Source organism: Maricaulis sp., assembly GCF_048268525.1.
Taxonomy (GTDB): domain Bacteria; phylum Pseudomonadota; class Alphaproteobacteria; order Caulobacterales; family Maricaulaceae; genus Maricaulis.
Genome location: NZ_JBLWVH010000009.1, coordinates 25,855 through 45,027 on the forward strand (window position 1 = coordinate 25,855; position 19,173 = coordinate 45,027).

The 19,173-nt window shown below is 61.6% G+C and carries 16 protein-coding genes and 1 pseudogene; 10 read left to right on the forward strand and 7 right to left on the reverse strand.

Going from position 1 to position 19,173, the window contains the following annotated elements:
• Window positions 1-59 precede the first annotated feature (59 nt).
• From ACN0X9_RS06555 to cysK, 4 genes and pseudogenes are all read left to right on the forward strand, one after another.
• On the forward strand, window positions 60-581 hold the full coding sequence (locus tag ACN0X9_RS06555; RefSeq protein ID WP_417486814.1) for a protoglobin domain-containing protein: 522 nt from the start codon (window positions 60-62) through the stop codon (window positions 579-581).
• A 344-nt stretch (window positions 582-925) separates the two neighbouring features.
• Window positions 926-2,108: pseudogene (gene coaBC / locus ACN0X9_RS06560) on the forward strand (bifunctional phosphopantothenoylcysteine decarboxylase/phosphopantothenate--cysteine ligase CoaBC).
• Between the two features lie 65 nt (window positions 2,109-2,173).
• Window positions 2,174-2,632, forward strand: a complete 459-nt coding sequence (gene dut / locus ACN0X9_RS06565; protein ID WP_417486815.1) for a dUTP diphosphatase — start codon at window positions 2,174-2,176, stop codon at window positions 2,630-2,632.
• Window positions 2,633-2,693: 61 nt separating this feature from the next.
• Window positions 2,694-3,644, forward strand: coding sequence for a cysteine synthase A (gene cysK / locus ACN0X9_RS06570; RefSeq protein ID WP_417486816.1), 951 nt, complete (start codon window positions 2,694-2,696; stop codon window positions 3,642-3,644).
• Between the two features lie 1,403 nt (window positions 3,645-5,047).
• Here cysK and ACN0X9_RS06575 read toward each other — a convergent pair.
• Window positions 5,048-6,364, reverse strand: coding sequence for an ATP-dependent DNA helicase (locus ACN0X9_RS06575; protein WP_417486817.1), 1,317 nt, complete (start codon window positions 6,362-6,364; stop codon window positions 5,048-5,050).
• Between the two features lie 136 nt (window positions 6,365-6,500).
• Here ACN0X9_RS06575 and ACN0X9_RS06580 point away from each other — a divergent pair, with 136 nt between their 5' ends.
• Window positions 6,501-7,244, forward strand: coding sequence for a HesA/MoeB/ThiF family protein (locus ACN0X9_RS06580; RefSeq protein ID WP_417486818.1), 744 nt, complete (start codon window positions 6,501-6,503; stop codon window positions 7,242-7,244).
• Here ACN0X9_RS06580 and ACN0X9_RS06585 read toward each other — a convergent pair.
• The 6 genes from ACN0X9_RS06585 to ACN0X9_RS06610 all read right to left on the reverse strand — a co-directional run bounded on the left by ACN0X9_RS06585 (window position 7,241) and on the right by ACN0X9_RS06610 (window position 15,221).
• Complete coding sequence (locus ACN0X9_RS06585; protein WP_417486819.1) at window positions 7,241-9,355, reverse strand: alpha/beta hydrolase family protein; 2,115 nt, start codon at window positions 9,353-9,355, stop codon at window positions 7,241-7,243. The two genes, ACN0X9_RS06580 and ACN0X9_RS06585, sit on opposite strands and share 4 nt — an antisense overlap.
• Window positions 9,339-11,588: an alpha/beta hydrolase family protein gene (locus ACN0X9_RS06590; protein WP_417486820.1), complete on the reverse strand. Its 2,250-nt coding sequence runs from the start codon at window positions 11,586-11,588 to the stop codon at window positions 9,339-9,341. Before ACN0X9_RS06590 ends, ACN0X9_RS06585 begins: the two co-directional genes overlap by 17 nt.
• Window positions 11,589-11,650: 62 nt before the next feature.
• Window positions 11,651-13,657: an alpha/beta hydrolase family protein gene (locus ACN0X9_RS06595; protein WP_417486865.1), complete on the reverse strand. Its 2,007-nt coding sequence runs from the start codon at window positions 13,655-13,657 to the stop codon at window positions 11,651-11,653.
• Between the two features lie 119 nt (window positions 13,658-13,776).
• Entirely contained in the window at window positions 13,777-13,992 is a 216-nt protein-coding gene (locus tag ACN0X9_RS06600; RefSeq protein ID WP_417486821.1) for a hypothetical protein, read from the reverse strand.
• Between the two features lie 86 nt (window positions 13,993-14,078).
• Entirely contained in the window at window positions 14,079-14,972 is an 894-nt protein-coding gene (locus ACN0X9_RS06605) for an MBL fold metallo-hydrolase (RefSeq protein ID WP_417486822.1), read from the reverse strand.
• Window positions 14,973-15,221, reverse strand: coding sequence for a hypothetical protein (locus ACN0X9_RS06610; RefSeq protein ID WP_417486823.1), 249 nt, complete (start codon window positions 15,219-15,221; stop codon window positions 14,973-14,975). It abuts the gene before it with no gap.
• An 82-nt stretch (window positions 15,222-15,303) separates the two neighbouring features.
• Between ACN0X9_RS06610 and ACN0X9_RS06615 the strand changes: the two genes are divergently transcribed.
• From ACN0X9_RS06615 to ACN0X9_RS06635, 5 genes are all read left to right on the forward strand, one after another.
• Window positions 15,304-15,870: an SH3 domain-containing protein gene (locus tag ACN0X9_RS06615; protein ID WP_417486824.1), complete on the forward strand. Its 567-nt coding sequence runs from the start codon at window positions 15,304-15,306 to the stop codon at window positions 15,868-15,870.
• An 89-nt stretch (window positions 15,871-15,959) separates the two neighbouring features.
• A complete protein-coding gene (gene fabA / locus ACN0X9_RS06620; protein WP_417486825.1) occupies window positions 15,960-16,478 on the forward strand; it encodes a bifunctional 3-hydroxydecanoyl-ACP dehydratase/trans-2-decenoyl-ACP isomerase in 519 nt (172 codons plus the stop codon).
• A gap of 14 nt (window positions 16,479-16,492) precedes the next feature.
• The gene (gene fabB / locus ACN0X9_RS06625; RefSeq protein ID WP_417486826.1) at window positions 16,493-17,707 is read left to right on the forward strand and encodes a beta-ketoacyl-ACP synthase I; all 1,215 of its coding nucleotides are present in this window, start codon (window positions 16,493-16,495) and stop codon (window positions 17,705-17,707) included.
• A gap of 43 nt (window positions 17,708-17,750) precedes the next feature.
• Entirely contained in the window at window positions 17,751-18,569 is an 819-nt protein-coding gene (locus ACN0X9_RS06630) for an enoyl-ACP reductase FabI (protein ID WP_417486827.1), read from the forward strand.
• Window positions 18,570-18,700: 131 nt separating this feature from the next.
• Complete coding sequence (locus ACN0X9_RS06635) at window positions 18,701-19,141, forward strand: type II toxin-antitoxin system PemK/MazF family toxin (protein WP_417486828.1); 441 nt, start codon at window positions 18,701-18,703, stop codon at window positions 19,139-19,141.
• Window positions 19,142-19,173: the final 32 nt, after the last annotated feature.

A 19,173-nucleotide genomic window follows, 5' to 3' on the forward strand; every position in this document is an offset into this window, starting at 1 on the left:
TTTACACAAAATCGAAAGAAAAGCCTGCCCTTATGCCTGCCATGGCAAGGGATTTCATTATGAACGAAGAGGCACGCAGCCTTCAGCGCGAGTTTTTTCGCATTGACGAGGATGTGATCGACCGGATCCAGCACCTCAAGCCGCGCCTGATGAAGTATGCCGAAACGGCGCTGGAAACCGTGTTCGACCATCTGGTCGGCAATCCGGACGTCGCCCATTATTTCGAGATCACCGACAACATCACCTATTTGCGCGCCGGCATGCTGGCCCATTGTGACGAGATGTTTTCGGCGCGCTTTGACGAGCACTATTACGAAGCGACTGAAGGCATGGGCGCGCGTCATGCCAAGCTGGAATTCCCGGCGCATGTCTACACCGCCGCCTATTCCAACATGTTCGCCCGCATCGTCGAGCTGGCCATGGCCGACCGTCGCAGCTTCAAGACCGACGACATCACCGCCCTGTCCCGGATCACCCATTACGACATCGAGCTGTCGATGGGCGCCTTCTATCGCCACATCATGGACAAGCGCGCCGCGCTGTCTTCCGACGCCCAGAAGATCCGCCATCTGGTTGATTGAACTGCGGGGCAGCCGGGCTGAGTGAGAACTCCGTGCGGTCACCTGCCGGGCCCGGGGTGATCTGAGCGCCGCGCGCAGGGCGATCCATAAATCGCTTGTCAGCCAGCAGGCCGTATCCGGTTCTTCAGCTCAAGGGTATAACCGCGAAGCGGCGCCTGCGGCGCCCTTGACCTGAAGAACCGGATACGGCGATCTCTCGGCAAGCGGTTTATGGCGGGGTATGCGCCGATGGCGCGGGGGCGTGTGTCCCCATTTCTCCGACTGAACTGACCCTCACCCCCTGAAACCCTTGGGAAATCCCCGCGGACGGTTTACCTGTACGGGACCATCAGCGGAGGCGTCACATGGCCGAGAAGTCCATACTCCTGATCATTGGCGGCGGAATTGCAGCCTACAAGGCGCTGGAGCTGATCCGGACGCTGAAGAAGCGCGGCATAGCCAGTCGCTGCATCCTGACCCGCGCCGGCAGTGAATTCGTGACCCCGCTTTCCGTCTCTGCCCTGTCCGGCGACAAGGTCTATGGCGAGCTGTTCAACCTCACCGACGAAGCCGAGATGGGCCATATCGAGCTGTCGCGCTCGGCCGATCTGGTCGTGGTCGCGCCCGCCACCGCCGATCTGATGGCCAAGGCCGCGACCGGTCTGGCCAATGATCTTGCCTCCACAACCCTCCTGGCGACCGACAAGCCGGTCCTGATGGCCCCGGCGATGAATGTGCGGATGTGGGAACATCCGGCGACCCAGCGCAATCTGGCGACGCTGAAATCCAACGGCGTGCATTTCGTCGGCCCGGATGAGGGCGACATGGCCTGCGGCGAGTATGGTCCCGGCCGCCTGGCCGAGCCCGATGTGATTGCCGATGCCGTCGCGAGCCTCTTGAATGCCTGACACGCTGAAGGGTCGCCACGTCCTGATCACCGCCGGACCGACGCGTGAACCGATCGATCCGGTCCGCTTTATCTCCAACCATTCCTCCGGCAAGCAGGGCTATGCCATCGCCGCAGCCTGCGCCGCACTGGGCGCCCGGGTGACGCTGGTCGCCGGACCGACCGCGCTGGATGACCCGGAGAGCGTCAACACGGTCCATATTGAAACGGCCCGCGACATGCTCGCGGCCGTCGAGACTGCCCTGCCTGCCGATGTCTTCATCGCCGTGGCCGCTGTCGCCGACTGGCGCCCGGCACAGCCGTCCGACAGGAAACTCAAGCTCGACAAGGCCAGCTTCTCCAGCCTGCCGCTGGTCGAGAATCCGGACATTCTCAAGACCGTCTCACAGATGGAAGCAGGCCGCCCCGGACTGGTGATCGGTTTCGCCGCCGAGACCCATGACGTCGAAGCGCTCGCCACTGCCAAGCGCCAGCGCAAGGGCTGCGACTGGATCGTCGCCAATGATGTCTCCGGTGATGTCATGGGCGGAGCCGAGAATGCGGTCCTGCTGGTCACAGGGACGGGCAGCGAAGCCTGGGAGCGGGCGGAGAAGTCGAAGATCGCCGGCCTTCTGGCCGCACGGATCGCTTCGGCGCTCTAGCCTCTGGCCAAATCAGGCGGGCTTGGCTTTGATGCGCCCCAACACTTTCCAGCCAGGATGCCGCCATGTCGACCGTGCCCGTGAAGATCAAACCGCTCGATCATTATGAGGGCCTGGCGCTGCCGGCTTACGAAACGCCCCAGTCCGCCGGCATGGACCTGCGCGCTGCCGTGCCCGCCGATGAACCGGTCTCCATCCCGCCCGGCGAATGGCGCCTGATCCCCGTGGGGATCGCGATCGCGCTTCCCGCCGGTTTTGAGGCCCAGGTCCGACCACGATCCGGCCTCGCGGCCAAGCACGGGATTTCCTGTGTGAACACGCCGGGCACCGTGGATGCCGATTATCGCGGCGAGATCCGGGTCAATCTGATCAATCACGGCCAGGCCAATTTCGTCGTCAATCGCGGCGACCGCATCGCCCAGATGATCATCGCCCCGGTCACCCAGGCCGTCTGGGAGATTGCCGACACGCTGGACGAAACGACCCGCGGGACGGGCGGTTTCGGCTCGACGGGCACGACGTGACACATGCTTCACTGGCGCCTGGCTGGCGGGCACCTACATTGGCTGCAAACGGAGAAACAACATGACCGACACACCCGGCCGCGGCCGCATCTATGCCTCCATCGCCGACACGGTCGGCAATACCCCGCTGGTCGAGCTGAAAAAGCTCGCTGACGCCCATGGCGCCAAGGCGCGTATCCTGGCCAAGCTGGAATTCTTCAACCCGCTCGCTTCGGTGAAGGACCGGATCGGTGTGGCGATGATCGACGCGCTGGAAGCGGCCGGAAAGCTGGGCGAGGGCGCCGTCATGGTCGAGCCGACCTCGGGCAATACCGGCATTGGTCTGGCTTTCGTCGCCGCCTCGCGCGGCCACCGCCTGATCCTGACCATGCCGGAAAGCATGTCGATCGAGCGCCGCAAGCTGCTCAAGCATCTGGGCGCGGAGCTGGTCCTGACCGAAGCCGCCAAGGGCATGAAGGGCGCCATCGCAAAGGCCCAGGAAATCATCAACGAAACGCCGGGCGCGGTGATGCCGAGCCAGTTCGCCAATCCGGCCAATCCGGAAATCCACCGCAACACCACGGCGCTGGAAATCTGGAATGATACGGCCGGCGAGGCCGATGTGCTGATCTCCGGCGTCGGCACGGGCGGCACGCTGACCGGCGTCGCCTCGGTTCTGAAAGAGAAAAAGCCCGGCTTCCACGTCGTCGCCGTCGAGCCGACCGACAGCCCCATCCTGTCTGGCGGCGCACCCGGCCCGCACAAAATCCAGGGCATCGGCGCCGGTTTCGTGCCGGACATTCTCGACACCGGCCTGATCGACGAAGTCGTCACCGTTTCCAATGACGATGCCTTTGCCATGGCACGCGAAGCGGCGAAGCTGGAAGGCGTCCCGGGCGGCATCTCTTCCGGCGCCGCGCTGAAAGCTGCCCTCGAGGTCGCCAGGCGCGATGAGATGGCGGGCAAGACGATTGTGGTGATCCTGGCGAGCTTCGCCGAACGCTATCTGTCGACAGCGTTGTTTGAGGATTGATGGTCAAACAACATATTGCACAAAAGAAAAGGCGGCACCGAAGCACCGCCCATTTATTCACAACATCAAGTTCGAAAGTTTTATGTTCTTATTTCATCAATCCAAATTTCAATGAGACTATATGTTACATACATTTTGAGAATCACGTCTACATCATGGCGTCGGATCGTAAAGCGCTGACAGGGGTGATCGAGAATATCACCCACCCGATAGTCGTATCTCTGCGCGCTTTTCACGATAAAATCAGTAACGCCTTCATATACAGAGGCTCTCCCGTCGCGCGGAAGAAAGTACATAGTCAACGCGGCACTGGAGGTGAATTCCAATCGCCAGGTTCGATCACCATCAACGTAGGTCAGGCCAGATTCGGAGACCGTAAAGCCCCCTGACGGTTCATCGTTCATAATTCGTCCTTTCGAGTTGATGTTGCTTCAGGGAGGCATGCGCATCTTTGCGACTCTTCGATGCCTGTTAACACGCTACCCCTATATCACACCCGGCGATATGTTCAATATATAATCAAAAAATACGTAAAAAATGCACGATTAACGCGCAAAAGCATTGCATTCTATGATGATATTGAGTACCTTCCGCAGTCACGACGGGAGCGCTAAAACGTCAGCGCGAGGTCGTGAATCAAAAGCCATTCCGGTGACACTGGTTTGGCCCAATTTGTTTATGCAGCCCTGAAGGGCAAGGAGAATCGGATGGATAACGTCGCAAAAGGAACTCGACGTGTTTCTCTCGACTTGGGAGAAGGCCTTTTCTTGGCAGTCGAGAGAGCCTCTCAAAACCTTGGGTGCACAAAGGCTGAGACATTGCGTCGCGCTGCCACCTATCTAGTTCGCGCGATGGAGGACGAATCGCAGGGTTATTGTGTTGGATCTTGGAAAGAAACAGAAGAAAAAATCGAACGAAATCGCTACATGCTCAATCTATAATCAACACACTGGCTACCGCTCCAATCTATTGGCAATGAAATATACGCCCTTTCCGAGCATCAAACGATCTGATCGTGTTCATGGGTCTCGCGATGGCAACAATTGTGTGTCATATAGACATACAATTGTTGCCCGATGTTAAGAATATTATTTTTACTATAGCAATGTAACTATATTTATATGTCCAAGAAGAAATGGTTATAAATAGGAGCATCTTTTTAGTTAGAAAATGACCACTAAAACATATTGAACCCTCGTTCATGTTTATGATGTGTTATTAATGCAATCGTCCTAAAGGACGGCGCTCATTTTAGGGCCGCAGACTAGAAAGTGCTCGAATCGATTTACAGCTCTGAACGGTGATACTCCAACAGCGGCTTTTCGGATTCACTCAGACAGCCAAATACTCAGTTTTCTTTGCCGCTACAAAGCGACTGCAACGAGATTTGATTGCAGATAGCCCTAAGCACTCACACTCGCCGGCGCCGGGTCGCAAAACGCGGTCACGTCAAAGATCCGCGGATCGGAAATGACGTCGCTCGGCGTCAGCGGGCGGGAGAGTTCCAGGCCCTCCAGCGAGCGGGCCCGCGACAGCGCCACATAAGCCTGACCGTGCGCGAAGAGGCGCCGGGCGAGGTCGAGATAGACCTTGTCCAGCGTCAGGCCCTGGGCCTTGTGGATGGTCATCGCCCAGGCGAGGCGCAGCGGAAATTGCGTGAAGGCCCCGGCAGTGGTCTTGGTCAGGGCCTGTTTTTCCGGATCGAAGGCATAGGCATTGCGCTCCCATTTCTGGGCCTCGACGGCATGGACTGTCTCGCCAATGCGCACACGCACGGCTTTCTCGTCAAAGCCTTCAACCTGCCCCAGCGTGCCATTGACCCAGCGGCCTTGCGGGTCGTTGCGGGTCAGCATGACGCGGGCGCCGATCTTGAGTACCAGGGGCTCCTCGGCCGGGAAGAGGCGCTGGTCGAACTGGCCCTCGACCTTGGCCTCGAAGGCCTTGTGCGAAGTCGGCAGGCCTTCCAGCCGGGCCTGATTGATATGCCAGGCCGTCTGATTGGTGGCGGTCAGCACGATATGCGAGAGCGAGGCCTCCAACCCGGACCGGCCGGTCACCCGATCATTCAGGTCGGCGGCCTTGTCACTGTCGAGATCGCCATCGCGGATCGCATTGAGAATGTCGACGAAATACTCGTCGGTCTGCCGGAAGACCTGTTCCAGCTCGACATAGGAAAAGCCGGCATCGCGGAAACTGTCCGGGTGGAAGAAGAAGGGCCCGCCATAGGTCGATTCCAGATACTCCGCCTCGGCGCCCTGGATGACCGGCGGCAGCTGGGCCAGATCGCCAACCAGCACGATCTGCACCCCGCCAAAGGGCTCATTGCGCTCGCGGTTGAGGCGGAGCGACTTGTCGATCGCCCACATCATGTCGGCGCGGACCATCGAGATCTCGTCGATGACCAGGGTTTCCAGCGCCTGCACCACGCGGCGATGGCGCACCTTGCGGATATCGCGGGCGCCGATCATGCGCGGCGGGAAATGGAAGAAGGAGTGGATGGTCTGGCCACCCGCCTGCATCGCCGCGACGCCGGTCGGCGCGATCACCGCCGCACGCGGTCCGGCCCGGCGCAGGAATTCGCGCATCAGCGTCGTCTTGCCGGTGCCCGCTCGTCCGGTCAGGAAGACATTCGGACGGGCGCTGGCGAGCCAGTCGAGCAGGCGCTCCTGATGCTCGGACAGGCTTGGCGCCGGCAGGGGCGGGTTGGCGGGAACAGACATGGCGCCAGATTGCCCCTGTTCGCGCGCGGAACAAGCCTGCAAAGCGCATTCGCTGTCACCGGTGCGGGCAGGCAAACCCGTGGATCAACCGGGATTCCCCCTTGAAGCGCGACCGCAATCCCGGCACCAAGGGGGCATGACTTCCGAAATCGATATCGACCGCTTCGCCCGCCATCTTGTGCTCAAGGAAATCGGCGGCCCCGGCCAGCAGGCCCTCGCCCGCGCGCATGTCGCCATCATCGGAGCCGGTGGCCTCGGTGCGCCGGCGGCGCTCTATCTGGCGGCAGCCGGTGTCGGGACGATCAGCCTGATCGACGCGGACACGGTGACCGTCGACAACCTGCAGCGCCAGATCATCTTCCGGACCCGCCATATCGGCTCGGCCAAGGCCAAGACCGGTGCCCGCGAATTGCGGGCGCTCAATCCGGGCAGCCGGGTGCGGGCCGTGGTGAAAGCGCTCGACAGCGAGAATGCCCGACGCCTGATCGGCAAGGCTGACCTGGTGCTGGACGGTTGTGACAATTACGAAACCCGCTTCGCCGTCAACGCCGCCTGCCTGGCCGGCAACAAGCCATTGGTGTCCGGCGCGGTCGGCCGCTGGGACGGACAGGTCTCCCTGTTCAACGCCCGACCCGACGCGCCCTGCTATCGCTGCTGGGTGCCGGAAACCCCGCCGGACGCTGAAACCTGCGAACAGGTTGGCGTGGTTGGCGCCTTGACCGGAATTGTCGGCTCGATCATGGCTCTGGAAGCAATCAAGCATATCTGCGGCGCCGGCCAGACCCTGGACGGCCGGATTCACCTGTTCGACGGCCTGTCGATGGAAAGCCGAACCGTCAGCCTCGACAAGGACCCCGCCTGCCCCGCCTGCGGCGGCTAGTCTTGCAAGGCAGGCGCCGGCGTGCCGGATGGTTCGATCAGATGTGTATCGAGAAAGTCCGTGACCCGGTCGAGTGCACGCCGCAACCGGTCATCATTGGTGATGTTGTGCCCGGCTTCGAGCATCAGATGGAATCGCACCGGCTTTCCCGCCTCGATCAGGGCTGCCTCCATGCGCTCGGACTGGTCGATCGGGACGACGTCGTCATTCGTGCCATGAATCAGCATCACCGGAATTGATATCCTGGAGGCCTGCCGCGCCGGCGACGCCGCCGCCAGAGCCGCCTCGTCGTGCTCCGGATCACCCATATTTGTGACCCAGTATTCATAAGCGTCCTGACCCTGTTCCCGCTTGTAGGCCAGGAATGCAGGAAGGTCGGCGATGCCGGCAATACTGACCGCGCATTGATACTGGGGTTCTTGTCGCATCGCCGCCGCAAGTGCGGCATATCCGCCATAACTCCAGCCAACAATGCAGGACCGCCGGGGATCGACCAGACCCGTCCGGGCGATGGCGTGATAGGCATCGGTCACATCGTCAGACATCCGACCGGCCCAGTTGCGATTGCCGGCGCTGGAGAACTCATGGCCGTATCCGGATGAGCCGCGAAAATTTGGCTGAAGCACCGCATAACCACGCGTCGCCAGATATTGCGCCAGGAAGTCGAACTGGAAGGCGTCGCGTGCTTCGGGCCCTCCATGTGGCAGGACGATCAGGGGCGGGCGCCGGCCCGCATCCTGCGGCAGGGTAAGATACGCATCGATCAGGCGACCATCCCGCGTCCTCACCACATGATGTTGCATGGGCAAAAGACGTTCCGGAGCCAGTCGGGCATTCTCCAGTCCGATAGGCAAGATACGGCCTTGGGCAATATCATAGGCGTAATACGCGCCTATCTCCTGCGGTCCCTCCAGACGCACGATCATGGTTTCAGCCTGCACATCAACCGGATGCACGGTGACGGCCTCTCCGAAGAAGTCGCAAAGCGCCTCGTAGTGCCGCTGCAAATACGGGTCGAGGAAGTAGGCCCTGTATCGCCAGTCGATCACCTCGGCCGCCAGCAGGCGACCTGTCACCGTGTCGGTCACGCCACCATCGACATCATGGGTCGGGTGTTCATAGATCAGGTCGCCCAAAACATCCTCTTCCAGATCGAAGCGATAAATGCCCCGCCGCGCGCGCTCATCCGGACGAGCCCCGACCAGAACCGCATCGTCGGTTTCGGAATTGGCGATCCAGATTGTTTCGCTCCAGCGCCTCAGCCGGTCGACGAATGTATCGACCTTGATGTTCTCCAGGTCCGCCCATGTGTCATCGCTCTCCAACTGGCGGAACAGGGTGACGGTCTCGGTATCGCGATCAAAATCGATCCGCATGGACGGGTCGCCGGACATGTCGGTGTACCAGACAACCGTGTCGGCAATGCCGCTCAGGATGTTCTGCCCTCGACCCGTTACCAGATTGACCCGCCACAAGTCGTAGCTGTCGTCCGAGGGCGCGGATACCAGCACGGTGTCCGGGTCTTCCGGCAGGACATCGACAATCCGCGCCGCCGGCGAACGCCCGCCCATATGCCAAGCCTCGACTTCACCGAAGACGGGGAGAGACCGTCCAGACTCCACATCGAGCACAAGCCACCGCCAATAATGCCCGACAAGGCCGTTGGTCAGGGTTTCATCATGTACCGAAACAGCGGTTACGGACCCGACCAGCAAGGTGGTCGCATTGGCCCATTGCAAGCGATGGGGAAAATTGCCTGGAAACGGGAACTCGCGCGGCGCGGGCTCCCCGGACTGCGACAGATCGATCACCATCAGCGCGTATCGGCGACCGAAGACCGTGTCCGTCGCCTCCAGATCAATCGGTGCCAGATCATCGGTTCGTGCCAGATAGGCCACAAATCGACCATCCGGCGAAGCCGTCACCTCCATCGTGTCAGGCGGAACGAAGATCTCGGCGAGACGGAGCGGTTGCGCCTGGCTCGCCGCCCCGGGCAAGCAAATGGCCACAAACAAGGCGGCCAGCATCACCGCCGCAAAGCCGCGAGACCCAGAACTCGAATGCGTTTTCCGGCCTGCCTTGGCTGTGCGGCGGCTAGTTTTCAGGGTCATCAGGGAACTCATCGGTCGCTTCGGATGTCGCGCCCAGCATGCCTTCCAGCCCGATCCGATCATCATCGGCCGGGTCCGACATGCCCATCACGCGCCGGAACTGAGGCAGGTTGATGTTTTCAGGCTCGGTCAGGGTCTGCCAGGAATCGCGGTCTTCGGGCTGCACCTCATCGAGATACTCGCCCATGAAGGCCTCCATCAGGGCAAGGGTGCGACCGAGGGCCAACGGTGTCTCGAAATTGTGGCCGGCCCCGCGGATGGTCCGCTCGCGATAGTCATATCCGGCGGCCTCGAGCGCTTCGCTCATGAGGTTCGCCTGCGACATTGGCACGACATCATCCTTGTTGCCGTGGAGCAGAAGGATGGGCGCCTGCATGCGATCGATCTGATGGATCGGCGACATCGCACGGACTGTTTCGCTGTCACCGACCGGGTCGCCAATCTGTCGGGTCCAATAATCAACGGCATCGGGCCGGTATTCTCGGGACCAGTCGATAAAGGCTTCCGGGTCGGTAATGCCGGCAACACTGACCACGCAACGATAGGCGTCAGGCGTCGCAAAGGCGCCGGCCAGCGCCGCATAACCGCCATAGGAGAAGCCGGCGATACAGACCCGGTCGCGGATCGTCAGACCGGACCGGATTGCCCAGTCCAGTGTGTCCGTGATGTCGTCCTGGACGGCGCGGCTCCATTCGCCGTGTGCCGCACGCGCAAAGCTGCGCCCATATCCTTCCGATCCGCGGAAATTGGGTTGCAGTACCCGCCACCCTTCAGCGGCAAAGTATTGGGCGATCGGATCAAATCCGAAACTGTCCCGGGCTTCCGGACCGCCATGGGGCATGACCACAGTCGGCAGGGCGGCACCCGGCGCAGCGCCCGCGGGATGGGTGACGAACACATCGATGACCAGCCCGTCGCGGGTGGTCACACGCTCGCTTGTGACCCGGCTCAGACGCGTCCCCAGCAAGGCTGGATTGACCGCGGCGAGGGGTCGGACTTGCGACGTATCAAGCGAGTAGGCGTAATAGCTTCCCGGTTCCTGCGGGCCGGTCACAAACAGCAGCAAGGCATTGGCCGTCACATCCAACGGGTAGACGACCGCGTCGGCCTCGAAATAGGCGGTCAGTGCCTGAAAATGCGCGTCGAGCCGCCTGTCAAAAAACCGGGTGCGGATGCGGTCATCCAGATAGGTGACGGCGATCATCCGATCGGACAGCTCGTCCCGCAGCACGGTGTCCAGATCATAGGTCGGGTGTTCCCACACCCGGTCACCGATCTCGTCCGCCTCCAGGTCGTATTCATAGACTCCACGCCGCTCCACCCCCTCCGGTCGCACCGCCACCAGCACCGTATCGTCATCATCCGTATTGGCCGCCCAGATCGAGCGATTGGCCCGGTGGATATAATCAACGAATTCATTCAGCGTGAGCGACTCATCCCGGCTCCAGCGGTCGGAACCGGATCGCCGGCGATAGATCCGGGCGCGATCGTCGTCGATATCCAGATCGAGCCGGAAGGTAGCCCGACCCTGTTCGTTGGCGGCCCATTGAACGGTATTGGACCTGCCGCGCTCAACTCGATCATGGTCACCGGTCGCAAGATTGAGGCGCCAGAGGTCGAAATTGGAAGTGCGGTGCGCCGCGACCAGGACATGATCGGGCTCACCGGGAAGCGGGTGGACGACTTCGGCGAAATTGTCGGCGGCCCGCATGTCCCAAGCCTCGTCATCACCGAACAGGACATCGCGCTGACCAGTCCGGATGTCGATCGAAACCAGACGCCAATAAAAGCGGTAATAGGGCACCCGTGACCGCCGCTGCGGCCGCATGTGTCCATTGTCCTCTGAGATGGCAATGGCGCTGACAATCAGCCGATCCGGTCCGGCCCAGCGGATCACGACCGGGATGTCTGTGCCCAGGTCAATCTCGCGCGGCGACGCCTCGGCAGGACTAGACAGCTCAACCAGCAACAAGCGGTGATGCAGGTTATCCGGGTCCTCGCGATGCGCAGCGCCCGTGGCCCGGGCCAGGGCGTGAAAATCGCTGGTTCGCTGCAGGTAGGCGACCCGTCGGCCATCCGGCGACATCTGGATTGTCCGGATCGACGGGGGTTGGGCCAGGTCATTGATGGTCAGCGGACGGCTCTGGATGGCTCCGGCCTGGGCGCTGACCATCGTCGCGAGCATGACCGCGAGCAGCCGGACGACCGGCTTCGTGACTGCGTTCCACCCCATTCACACATCTCCACCCGGGAACAGGCTTCGCCGCTCCTCACCTCGGGGTTGCGACACTGACACTACTCGCCGTCGTCCGCGTTGGGGTCGAAGCTGTCGATCCGGCCGTCCATCGCATCGTCCAGAAAACTGGCCAGATTACGCATTGTAATAATGAAGTCGCGTCCCTGGCCCCATTGATGGGTCAGGTTCGGCACTTCTTCATAGACAAAATCAGCGCCCGCCGTCTCCAGGGCTTCGGCCATCGCGCGCGATTGCTCGACCGGCACCACCTGGTCTGCGTCACCGTGCAGGAGATAGACCGGACGCTGAATGCGATCGGCAAGTCGGACCGGGGAAGTCTCGCGCAGGAAGTCACGATCACGCCGCGGATGTCCGAGCAGTTCAACCCAGTAGTCATGAACCTCATCACCGGCGTCCTCCTTGAACTCGAGGAATGCCTCCACATCCGCCACCGGCGCGCCGGCGAAGGCGCACCTATAAAGCTCCGGCGTCAGCGCCGCACCGATCAGGGCGGCATATCCGCCATAGCTGAAACCGACAATGCAGACCCTGTCCGGATCGGCTCGCCCGCTATCGACAAGCGAAGCGACGCCGTCCGAGATATCGTCCTGCATCAACCGCCCCCATTGCCGGTATCCGGCCTCGGCATATGCACGCCCATAGCCTGACGAGCCGCGGTAATTGGGTTGAAAGACCGTGTAGCCCAGCGCGGCGAGATACTGGACCACCGGGTCAAAACCCTGCCCGTCCCGCGCTTCCGGTCCACCGTGCGGCATCACGATCAGCGGCGTTGTCGAGGTGCTGCCTGTGCCGGGCTCGGTCAGGAAGGCCGGAATTTCGGTACCATCCCGCGCTGTATAGGTGATGGCCTGCATCGGCTGCAGACTGTCAGCGACCAGCTCGCTGTTTACCGCAACCAACTCGTCAATCACCCCTGATGCCGCATCATGCATGTAATAGATGCCCGGCTGGGTCGCCCCGCTGGTATAGATCACCATCCGGCTCGCCCCGACTGAAACCGGCTCAACGATCACATCGTCGGGAAACTGGCTGCGAATGTCGGCATATCCCGCCGCAAACACCGGATCTGCAAAGACGAAGTGCCGCCGTGCATCCGCATAGGAATAGCCGTAATAGGCCCCTGTATCGTCATCGATGAGCGCGTAGTCGATATCGTAGTCGTCGCGGACGGCAACCGGTTCCAGGAAAACATCCTCGGCCAGGTCATAGCGATAAATCCCGTAAAACTCGGTGCCATTCGGTCGCGCCCGAACATAGATTTCACCCGGCTGGTCTGACGGTCCGGCCCACTCGAAGTTCGCGCGCGCATCAAACAGGTCAAGCGTCCGCACGGTATTGACCCGTCGCCAACGCCCGTTCCGTCCAGTGCGGGCGTGAAAGCGCAAGTGTTCACCGCGCCGCGTTCTGTCCACCCGCATGACCGCTTCACCATTGGCGCTGAACCAGGCCACGGTCGCATCGTCGCCACGCTCGATACGTTCAGCCGCACCGGTCTCGATATTGACGCGGTAGAGGTTGTAATTCCGGCGTTCATAGCTGGGCATGAGAATGTGGTCGGGATCATCGGGCAGGAAATCCGTGATCGGCGAGCGGTTGCGGTTCCAGAAATTCTCGCCTTCGCCGTCAAACAGGACCGAAACCCGCTGCAGGCTGTCCCGATCAATGGTCAGAACGCGCGATTGCGAGGCCACGACCTGGACCCGCCCGCGAACCCGGCGCAGCCCCACACGGACATTGCGGGCACTGATTGCGATCAGGAAGCGGTCATCATTGGCCCACTCGACCCAGTCGACACGCCGGTTGCCGACCGACACCCGACGCCCCACAGCACCACCCTCGGCGTCGAGATCATAAACCAGGATCGTGTCATCCCCGCCATCATAGCGCGGCTTCTCCACCATCAGCAGATATCGGCCGCTGGGTGACAGACGCACATTTGCATAGCTTGGCGGACGGATCACATGGCGCAGGAAGTCCTCGATCGCGCCATCCCCCATGGAGGGTACGCGCTGGGCCCCGGCCGGTCCGGCCACGATCGCAAGCATGGCACTCAAGCCAAGCACCGCGGCCAATGCCGCTCGAAAAACAAACAATTTCGGAATCATGCGCACGCCCCCGACACCAATTTAAGCGTCGGAACAACCGCGTTGCAACCGCGTCTGCGTCAGCGCCGCGCGGTCAGTTGCAGGCCCAGCCCTATGGCCAGCCCCGGAGCGAGACCAAACAGGACACCGAGCAGCCAGCTGCCGGTGACAAGGGCAATGATCAGCCACAGGGCAACGCCGGCAAAGAGACCGGCAACGAAGCCGAGCGGTTTGCGAAACCGGGCCGGGAGTGAGGATGGTTCTCTTGGGGCAGACGGGGGTCTGGAGGCGGTCATGGCGCCTTTATGGACGACATGACCTCTCCGGAAGCTGGTCGGCGCTTTAAATCTTCGTCAGATGGCAGCCAACGCTTTGCGCTCGGTCAGTTCGCCACAGCGTCATTGTAGAGCGTGGTGACCATGCGTTCCGTGGTGATGAAGCGCCAGCTCCATTCGGCGTCGTAATCGGCCAGCGGTTCAGCCGCCAGGACGGCTTCGAGGTCGGCACCACCTTCAACCAGGGTACGGACGCGGAAGGCCGCCTCCCGCAACATGTCGATCGAGGCCTGCAGCTCGACACGCGTCGAAAGCGGACCATGTCCGGGAATGATGCGGGTATTCTCGCCGGCCATTGCCAGACCGCGCTCCATGCCGGCCAGATAGCCGTCGACCGTGCCGCCAGAGTCCAAGTCGATGAAGGGGAACCAGCCCGAGAAGAAGATGTCACCCATGTGCAGGATGTCGGCTTCGCGGAAATAGACGAAAGCATCGCCATCGGTGTGGGCCGACGGGACATGGACGGCCTCGACCGTCTGACCATTCATGTGGAAGGTCAGATCATCACCAAAGGTCAGGATTGGCAGCGCCCCCGGGGCATCTGTCCACTCAGCCTCGGAATCGGCGATCCGGGTGCGGATATTGTGATGGGCGGCGACAGTCGAGCCCTGCTGGGCGAAATGGGAATTGCCGCCCGTGTGGTCACCATGCCAGTGCGTGTTGACGATGAAGCGCGGCGCGGCGGCGCCAGCGATCTCGACGACAGCCCCTTCAATAACCGAGCCGGTATTGGGCAGCTGGTCGTCGACCATCACCACACCATCATCGCCGGTGAGCAGCGCCAGATTCCCGGCAATGCCGGTCGAGATCATGTGGATACCATCGCCCATGTCGGTCGATGTCGCGGTCACGTCCTGCTGGACTGCCGCAGCGGTGCCGACAGCGATACCACCTGCCGCGAGTACGGCTGCCGCCGTGCTTATTGCCAAACGAAAGCTCATCTAATCCCCTCCCGAGATATCGTCGGGCCCGCTTTCCGGCCCGTCCGGGTCTGATATAGGCACGTTTTTCGGATTTGCATCCTCACCATCTGGTGATTGTGTGCCACCGCGTCGCCAGTCAATGGCGGCTCCGAATGCCACGCCGAGTGCCAGACCGAGCGCAAGCTGGTCGAACGCCACGCCCAGAGCCACGCCCAGTGCAATGCCCACCCCTATCCCGGGGCCAGCGCTTCTTCGTCTTTTCGACATGCCTCATCCTCCCATCATCGAGCGTGGAATTTACGGCCTGTTCACCCTGTTTTGGCAGAGGGATAAGGTCAAGGAGCGTCCCATGCGAAGCATCATCACCCTCATCGTCTGGCTGACCTTTGCCGGATCAGTCCTTGCGACACAGGACAACACGCACACCGCCACGCCTTCGGGGCAGGCGGTTCCACGCTTCGTGTCGCTCAAGGTCGATGTCGCAAACGGTCGTTCCGGCCCGTCCTCCCAGCACCCCATCGCCTGGCGCTATCTGCGCGCCGGCCTGCCGATGGAAGTGATTGCCGAAACGCCGGATTGGCGCCGCGTCCGCGATCCGGAGGGCGAGATCACCTGGATGCACCGGTCGATCCTGTCCGGTCGCCGCTCTGTCTACACACTGGAAGACACGCCGCTGCATGCGCGCGACAGCGACAGCTCGCCCATCGAGGCCGTCGCCGAAGCCGGCGTCGTCCTGTCGCTGGAACGCTGCCGCACCGGCTGGTGCCGCGTCGAGGGCCAGGGATTTCGTGGATGGGTGCGCCCGCACACGCTGTGGGGCGTCTATCCGCAGGAGCTGGACACCGGAAACGACGAGGAGAGCGACGGCAACCCCGCCTTGAGCACCTCGGTCGCGCATGATACCGCTCTGCCCTGATCTTCCCGGCTGATCTTGAGAGGCCGGGTTTTCGTGACCAGCCCGGTGATCGCCATGCGCCTTCACACGCGGCGCAACTGATCGGCTACATGACTGAACGCCAAAGCTCTTTCAGCTACAATGACCTGATCGACTCCAGCAATGGAAAGATGTGGGGACCCGAGAACGCGCAACTCCCCGCGCCGCCCATGCTGATGATGGATCGCATCACCCACATCGATGACGAAACCGGCGAATACGGCAAAGGCCAGATTGTCGCCGAACTCGACATCAAGCCCGACCTCTGGTTCTTCGACTGCCACTTCAAGGGCGACCCGGTCATGCCGGGCTGCCTCGGCCTCGACGCCATGTGGCAGCTGGTCGGCTTCTTCCTGTGCTGGAAGGGCAATCCCGGCAAGGGCCGCGCCCTCGGCGTGGGCGAGGTGAAATTCACCGGCCAGATCACACCGGATTGCAAGAAAGTCCGCTACGTCATCGACCTCAAGCGCGTCATCCAGCGCCGCCTGATCATGGCGATCGGCGATGGCCGCGTCGAAGTCGACGGAAAGACCATCTATACTGCCAAGGATTTGCGCGTGGGCCTGTTCAAGCCCGGCGAAATGGCCTGACCCAGGAGAGCCTCATGCGTCGTGTTGTCATTACCGGTCTCGGCGTGATTTCCCCGATCGGCAATAATGCTGCGGAAGTCACCGAGTCCCTCAAGAACGGCAAGAGCGGCATTGGCCGCATGGAAAGCTTCGCCGAGCTTGGATTTCGCTGCCAGGTCGGCGGCAAGCCGGACATTGATCCGGCCAAGCATGTCGACAAGCGCGTCTATCGCTTCATGTCGGAAGGCGCCGGCTGGAACTATATGGCGATGGCCCAGGCCATTGCCGACAGTGGCTTGGAAGAAAACGACATTTCCAACCACCGCACCGGCATCATCATGGGATCCGGCGGCCCGTCGGCCGGCACGATCGTCAATGCTGCCGACATCACCCGTGAGAAGGGTCCCAAGCGGATCGGTCCGTTTGCCGTACCCAAGGCGATGAGCTCGACGGCCTCGGCAACGCTGGCCACCCCGTTCAAGATCCTCGGCGTGAATTATTCCATCACCTCGGCCTGCACGACCTCGCTGCACTGTATCGGTGCCGCGACCGAGCAGATCCAGTGGGGCAAGCAGGACGTCATGTTCGCCGGCGGTTGCGAGGAGATCCACTGGGCACTCTCCAACCTGTTCGACGCCATGGGCGCCATGTCGACCAAGTATAACGACACACCCGAGCAAGCCTCGCGCGCCTTCGACAAGGACCGTGACGGTTTCGTCGGCGGTGCCGGAGCCGGTGTGGTCGTGCTGGAAGAATATGAGCGGGCCAAGGCACGCGGTGCCAATATCCTGGCCGAAGTCACCGGCTATGGTGCCACGTCCGACGGTTACGACATGGTCGCCCCGTCCGGTGAGGGCGCCGTTCGGGCGATGAAGCTGGCCATGGAAACCGTCAACAAGCCGATCGACTATCTCAACCCGCACGCCACCGCGACCCCGGTCGGCGACATCAAGGAGATGGAAGCGGTCAAGGAAGTGTTTGGCGACAATGCGCCGATGATCTCGGGCACAAAGTCGATGACGGGCCACTCGCTCGGCGCGGCTGGCGTACACGAAGCCATCTACACACTTTTGATGATGAAAGAGGGTTTCGTCGCGCCGTCGATCAATGTCTTCGACATGGATCCCGACATTGCGGCGCTGAACCTGCCCATCATCACCGAAACCCGCGACGCCGATCTGAAAACCACCATGTCGAATTCCTTCGGCTTTGGTGGCACCAACGGCACGGTCGTTTTCGAAAAAATCTAAAGCGTCGTAAAAGACGTCATCTGATCCAGAAGGGGATTTCCCGATGAGCGATACGGTGTTTCCGGCCGGCGAGCTGATGAAGGGCAAGCGCGGTCTTGTCATGGGCGTGGCCAACAAGAACTCGATTGCCTGGGGCATTGCCCAGCAATTGGCGGCCCAGGGCGCAGAGATCGCCTTTTCCTACCAGGACGAAGCGCTCGAGCGCCGGGTCCGTCCGCTGGTCGAAAGCCTGCCCTGCGAGCCCTTCATGGTGCAGGCCGACGTCACCAATGACGAATCCATGGATGCCTGCTTCAAGGCGCTGGAAGACAAGTGGGGCACGATCGACTTTCTCGTCCACGCCATCGCCTTTGCCGGCAAGGACGAGCTGGTCGGCTCCTTCACCGAGAACACCACCCGCGAAGGCTGGCGCCGGGCGATGGACATCTCGGCCTTCTCCTTCGTCGATGCCGGCAAGCGCGCCTCCCACCTGATGCCCAATGGCGGCGCCATGGTGACGCTGACCTATCTCGGCTCGGAACGTGTCGTGCCGTCCTATAATGTCATGGGCGTCGCCAAGGCGGCCCTCGAAGCCTCGACCCGCTACATGGCGCGCGATCTGGGGCCCAAGGACATCCGCGTCAACGCGCTGTCGGCCGGCCCGATGCGCACCCTCGCCATGGCCGGAATTTCCGGCGGCAAGGCCCTGATGCGCACCGGCCGCGAATGGTCGATGATGAAGCAGGACACCAAAATGGAAGGCGTCGCCGGCGCCGCGCTGTATTTGCTGAGCGACCTCGGCTTCTCCTGCACGGGTGAGACGCTGCACGTGGATGCGGGCTTCCATGCTGTGGCGGTGCCTAGCATGGATGATGACGACTGACCTGACGTCTGCATTACCGGACTGAAAGACCTCGCTAGCGGATGCTGGTGGGGTTTTTTGTTGGGCGCCTTGCAATCAAAATGTGATTGAGCGACATTTGCACATCTATAAGTTGCAGATGTATTGCCTGCATGGCTCTTCTTTATCCCCCAGCGCTCGGCACGATATTGCTCTGCGACTACTCAATAGGCGGAGCTGGCCCACCCGAAATGGTCAAGCGACGTCCGGCGGTGGTTGTTTCGCCACGACTGCGCCATCGAGGCGGGCTCTGCTCGCTTGTCCCACTTTCAACCACAGCCCCCAGGACTGCGGTCGATTATGTTGTACCGCTGACGCTCGAGGTCGCACCGCCGACGCCCTTTGATGCCCGAAATGTCTGGGCAAAGTGCGATATGCTCTCTTGCGCCAGCTTTGCCCGACTGGACCTGTTTCGCTGCGCTCGAAGCTCATCTGGCAAGCGCCGATATCTGAAACTACGCGTGGACGAACAACAGATGTCCAATATCCGAATCGGCATTCTCGCCGGGCTCGGCATTTCCCGCTCTCTTGAAGACCAATCCGCAATCAGCTAAAGTGAGTACGCTGCTCGCGGCATCGCCGCTGA